This window comes from Duganella callida (genome assembly GCF_004614165.1).
Taxonomy (GTDB): Bacteria; Pseudomonadota; Gammaproteobacteria; order Burkholderiales; family Burkholderiaceae_D; genus Rugamonas; species Rugamonas callida.
Genome location: NZ_SPVG01000147.1, coordinates 1 through 5,522, shown reverse-complemented (window position 1 = coordinate 5,522; position 5,522 = coordinate 1). Strand labels below are relative to the sequence as shown.

Genomic DNA, 5,522 nt, shown 5'->3' with positions numbered 1-5,522 from the left:
GACGGCGGCAGCGGCGCAGCGGACGGCCCGCTGCTGGCGGCGCCCGGCGGCGGGCGGCGCTTCTCGCCGCAGTCGGTGGAGGAGCTGGAGCTGGAGCTGCTGCTGGAGGCGCTCTACCAGTGCCACGGCTACGACTACCGCGGTTATGCGCGCGGCGCGGTGATGGGCAAGGTGCGGGCGCTGCGCGGGCAGCTGGAACTGCCGACCATCTCGGCGCTGCAATCGCGCGTGCTGCACGACGACGAGGCCTTCAACTGCCTGCTGCGCGCGCTGTACGTGGCGCCGGCGCTGATGTTCGACAGCGCGCTCGAAGCGTCGATGCTGCGGCTGTCGCTGGGCGCGTGCCTGCACGGGGCCGCGCTGCCGCGCGTGTGGATCGCCGATTGCGCCGGCGCGCAGCAGGCGTGGACGCTGGCGATCCTGCTGGAGCAGGAACAGCTGGCGCAGCGCACCGAAATCTACGCCACCGTCGCCAGCGACACCATGCTGGCCGAGGTGCAGCAGGCCACGCTGCCGATGGCGCGGCTGAGCGAGCTGCAGGGAAATTACATCCGCAGCGGCGGTATCGGCAAGCTGATCGACTATTTCGACGTCAGCGCCGACGGCCTGCAGGCGGTGCTGAAGGCGCATCTGCGCAGCCGCATCACGTGGTCGCAGTACAACCTGGTGACCGATGCGTCATTCAACGAGTTTCAGATGATACTCGGCCAGCGCGCCCTGCCCGACTTCGGCCCGGCGTTGCGGCGGCGCGTGCTGCAGCTGTTCGACGACAGTCTGGCGCCGTTCGGCATGCTGGCGCTGGACCAGCCGCTGGACGATCACGATCCGCTGGCGCGCCACTACAAGCCGCTGCTGGCGCACCAGTCCTGGTACAAGCGCGTGGCCTGAGCTCAGCCCAGCGCGGCGGCGCTGGGGCGTTCGGCGATGCGGTCGCGCCATGCCTGCAGGTGCGCCATGCCTTCCTGGCCGGGGCGGAACCGCATCAGTCCGCGCGCGAATTCCAGCGCGCAGAAGGCGGTGATGTCGGCGATGGTGAAGCGCTGCCCGGCGACGAAGGGCTGGGCGGCCAGCGTCCGGTCCAGCCACTGCGCCGTCTCGCGCATGCGCTGCGCCTGGACCGCGCCAAAGTCGGGGAACTGCGGCTGTTCCAGCGCCGCCAGGCCGGGATGGGTGTGGCGGATGCTGTTGGCGGCGCCGCTGAACAGATGCAGTTCGATGCGGCGGTCGGCCATTTCGATGAAGGCGCGTTCGTCGTAGCCGTCGCCCATCAGGTTCGGTTCGGGCGCATGGCCTTCCAGCCAGCTGCAGATGGCGCGGGTTTCGCACAGGATGCGGCCGTCGTCGAGCTCCAGCGCGGGCACGCGGCCGAAGGGGTTTTTGGCCAGATAGTCGGCGCCGCGGTGCTGGCCGGCGCCCAGGTCGACCTGCACCTGCTCGATGTTGTCGATGCCTTTTTCGGCGATGAACATGGCGACCCGGCGCGGATTCGGCGCGCGGGTGGAGGAATAGAGTTTCATGGCCGCTCCTCGCTTCAGCGCGATTGGCCGGTTTCCAGCATGTTGCGCGCACCGGCGCTGAAGCGCGCGGCGGTGGCGGGATCGTTGCGGTCTTCACGCGGCGGCAGCAGGATGCCGCGCTGGACCGCCGGACGCGCGGCGATGGCGGCGATCCAGCGCTGCAGGTGCGGCAGATCGTCGACCGTCACGCCCGACCACTCGTGCGTGCGGACCCAGGCCCAGTTGGCGATGTCGGCGATCGAATAGTCGCCGGCCAGGTATTCATGGTGCGCCAGGTGGCTGTCCAGCACGCGCAACAGGCGCTTGCTCTCGCCCTGGTAGCGGTCGATGGCCGGCTGTATCTTTTCGGGGAAGTAGCGGTGGAACACGTTGGCCTGGCCCATCATGGGGCCGACGCCGCCCATCTGGAACATCAGCCATTGCAGCACCCGCGATCGGCCCTGGAAGTCGGTGGGCATCAGTTCGCCGGTTTTCTCGGCCAGGTAGATCAGGATGGCGCCCGATTCGAACACGGCGAAGTTGTCTTCGCTGCGGTCGATGATGGCCGGGATGCGGCCGTTGGGATTGATCGCCAGGAACCAGGCTTCCTTCTGCTCCCTGGCCGCCAGATCCAGCGCGTGCAGGGTGTAGGTCAGTTCCAGCTCTTCCAGGGCGATGGAGATTTTGTGGCCGTTCGGTGTGGCCGCCGTGTACAGGTCGATCATGTCGCTGCCTTCCAAATGATGAGCGTGGACAGATCATATACCGATCCGTCATTTGACAGCGCCCGCGGATGGCCTTAGATTGCTCGCTTGCCCAAAAGGCTACCCATCTTGTCAAAGGAATAGCATGCAACGCAGCTTGATTTCACTCGCCGTCTCGGCGCTGCTGGGCGTGAGCGCCGGCCCTACCCTGGCCGTCGCCGCGCCAGCCGCCGCTACCCAGGTTTCGCAGGTCACCACCCAGCTTCCGCGCACCGCCGTGCCGACCCATTACGCGGTATCGCTGACGCCCGACGCGGCGCACAGCAGCTTCAGCGCCAGCGTGACCATCGCGCTGGACGTCAAGCAGGCCACCAGCAGTCTGACGCTGAACGCGGCCGAGCTGACATTCAGCGCCGCCGCCATCAGCGCCGGCCCGGGTGCGCCGGCGCGGCAGGCCAGCAAGATCGACGTCGATGCGGACAAGCAGACCGCCACCTTCCACTTTGCCGAGGCGCTGAAGCCGGGCAGCTACCAGCTCAAGCTCGATTACACCGGCGTGATCGGCACCCAGGCTTCCGGCCTGTTCTCGCTGGACTATGAAAACGGCGGCGCGGCCAAGCGCGCGCTGTACACGCAGTTCGAGAACTCCGACGCGCGGCGCGTGATTCCCTCGTGGGACGAGCCGTATTACAAGGCCACCTTCGCGCTGGAGGCGACCATTCCGGCCGGGCAGATGGCGGTATCCAACATGCCGGTGAGCTCGACCACCAGGCTGGCCGACGGCCGCGAACTGGTGCGCTTTGCCACCACGCCGAAGATGTCGACCTATCTGCTGTTCTTCGGCCTGGGCGAATTCGAGCGCGCGACGGCGATGGCGGAGGGCGTGGAGCTGGGCGTGGTGACGCAGAAAGGCGCGCTGGGTCAGGCCCAGTTCGCGCTGGATTCGTCGCGCGCGGTGCTGAAGGAATACAACGACTATTTCGGCACCAGATATCCGCTGCCGAAGCTGGACAACATCGCCGCGCCGGGCCGCAGCCAGTTCTTCAGCGCGATGGAGAACTGGGGCGGCATCTTCACCTTCGAATATTCGATCCTGCTCGATCCGCGCGTGGCCACGCAGTCGGACAAGGAGACTTCGTTCCTGGTGGCCGCGCACGAGATGGCGCACCAGTGGTTCGGCGATCTGGTGACCATGGCGTGGTGGGACGATCTGTGGCTGAACGAGGGCTTCGCCTCGTGGATGGAGTCGCGCACCACCGACCGCCTGCATCCGGAATGGAAATGGAGCCTGCGCGCGGTCGGCACGCGCGAGGGCGCGATGGAGCGCGACGCGCTGGCCACCACCCACCCTATCGTGCAGCGCATCGCCACGGTGGAGCAGGCCAGCCAGGCGTTCGACGCCATCACCTACAGCAAGGGCGAATCGGTGATCCGCATGCTGGAGAACTACGTGGGCGAAGAGGCGTGGCGCGCGGGGGTGCGCAGCTATGTGGCCAAACACGCTTATGGCAACACGGTATCGGACGATCTGTGGCACGCGGTGGAAAAGGCGGCGCACAAGCCGGTGACGGCGATCGCACATGACTTCACGCTGCAGCCGGGCGTGCCGCTGATCAGCGTGTCGGAGGCGGTCTGCAAGAATGGCAAGACGGTGATTCAGCTGACGCAAGGTGAATTCAGCAAGGACCAACCAGGCAAGCAGGCGCTGAGCTGGCGCGTGCCGGTGATCGCGCAGACGGTCGGCAACACCGCCGTGCGCACGGTCGTCAACGGCGGCAAGGCCGGCATGACGCTGCCGGGCTGCGGCGCGGTGCTGGTGAACGCGGGCCAGAGCGGCTACTACCGCACGCTGTATGCGCCCAAGGCGTTCGCCGCGCTGGCGCAGGGTTTCGCGAGCATGCCGACCATCGATCAGCTGGGCCTGCTGTCGGACAGCTGGGCGCTGGGCATGGCGGGGCTGATGCCGGCCTCCAGCTTCATGGACCTGGCGAACAACACGCCACAGGATGCGGCGCCGCAGGTGTGGCAGAAGATCGCCGGCGTGCTGGCCGGTCTGCACGACAGTTATGAAGGCAAGCCTGAGCAGCGCGCGGCGCTGGACCGCTTTGCGCGGGCGCGGCTGGCGCCGGTGCTGGCGCGCGTCGGCTGGACCGCCGCCAAAGACGAGGCGGGGCCGGTGGCGAATCTGCGCGAGACGCTGATCCGCGTGCTGGGCACGGTGGGGGACGAGAGTGTGATCGCGGAGGCACGGCGCCGTTACGCGGCGTCGGCCAGCGACCTGGCCGCGCTGCCGGCCGCGCTGCGCCGTCCGGTGCTGGGCATCATCGCGGCGCATGCCGACGCGGCGACCTGGGAGCAACTGCACGCGGCGGCCAGGGCCGAGCCGTCGAGCATGATCAGGAGCGAGCTGTACGATCTGCTGGGCGTGGCCAACGATCCGGCGCTGGCGCAGCGCGCGCTGGCGCTGGCACTGACCGACGAGCCGGGGGCGACGTCGGGCGCGTCCATGATCACCCATGTGTCGGGGACGCATCCGGACCTGGCCTTCGATTTCGCGCTGGCGCACCGCGAGCAGGTCGAGAAGAAGGTGGATGTGTCGTCGCGCAGCCGTTACTTCCCTGGCCTGGCCGGACGTTCGGCCGATCCGGCCATGGTGGGCAAGGTGCAGGCCTACGCCAGAGAGTATCTGCCGGCCGAGGCGCAGGGCGATGCGAAGACGGCGGTGGCATCGATCGCGTACCGCATCAAGGTGCGCGCCGAGCGCCTGCCGCAGATCGATGCGTGGTTGAAGGCGCATCAGGGGTAAAAAAAAACCAGCGCCATCAGATGATGGTGCTGGTTGCAAAACGCTCGAGAGCGTGGGGATGTGCGGGTGTCCGGCGGCTATCGTGCCACCTGGACGCAATTTGTGCCGGGCTTGTCGGTCCGGCAACCGGGCGCTGGGCTTGACCCCGCGCTATGGATGACACTTTGCCAGCGTTTCGCCGGCACAGGCTTAGGACTTCATTAAGGCAAGCCTTAAGAACGGGATGGTGCCGGTGTTGAGGGACACCGGCCAAGCCCGCTGAGCTGGTGGCGTGTGGTTTTCCGCACCGGCTTGGGTGCGAAACCAACCAGGCCAGGCTGGAATCAGCTGGCGGATAATAATTGGACAATATTACAGCCAAATGACGATCATGAACTTTATCGAAGTGCGCATGTGGCGCTCGCGGCGCGGCCACCTGGCCTGGTTCGCCGCGTGCGCGTTCAGCGCTTGCTCGCCGTTGGCGCCGCCGGTTGCGCCACCTGGCGCGGCCGACGTCGCGCCGGCAACGGCGCGACG

At 67.5% G+C, this 5,522-nt stretch carries 4 protein-coding genes; 2 read left to right on the top strand and 2 right to left on the bottom strand.

The annotated features are described in order from the left end of the window. The first annotated feature begins 75 nt into the window (after positions 1-75). The gene (locus E4L98_RS14705; RefSeq protein ID WP_229257398.1) at positions 76-888 is read left to right on the top strand and encodes a CheR family methyltransferase; all 813 of its coding nucleotides are present in this window, start codon (positions 76-78) and stop codon (positions 886-888) included. A gap of 2 nt (positions 889-890) precedes the next feature. Here E4L98_RS14705 and E4L98_RS14700 read toward each other — a convergent pair whose 3' ends face one another. Both E4L98_RS14700 and E4L98_RS14695 read right to left on the bottom strand, forming a co-directional pair. Then, positions 891-1,517, bottom strand: a complete 627-nt coding sequence (locus E4L98_RS14700) for a glutathione S-transferase family protein (protein WP_135202306.1) — start codon at positions 1,515-1,517, stop codon at positions 891-893. A gap of 14 nt (positions 1,518-1,531) precedes the next feature. After that, positions 1,532-2,221: a glutathione S-transferase N-terminal domain-containing protein gene (locus tag E4L98_RS14695; RefSeq protein WP_135202305.1), complete on the bottom strand. Its 690-nt coding sequence runs from the start codon at positions 2,219-2,221 to the stop codon at positions 1,532-1,534. A gap of 124 nt (positions 2,222-2,345) precedes the next feature. Between E4L98_RS14695 and E4L98_RS14690 the strand changes: the two genes are divergently transcribed. Next, positions 2,346-5,006 (top strand): M1 family metallopeptidase, encoded by a 2,661-nt coding sequence (locus E4L98_RS14690; RefSeq protein WP_135202304.1) that lies wholly within the window; start codon positions 2,346-2,348, stop codon positions 5,004-5,006. Positions 5,007-5,522: the final 516 nt, after the last annotated feature.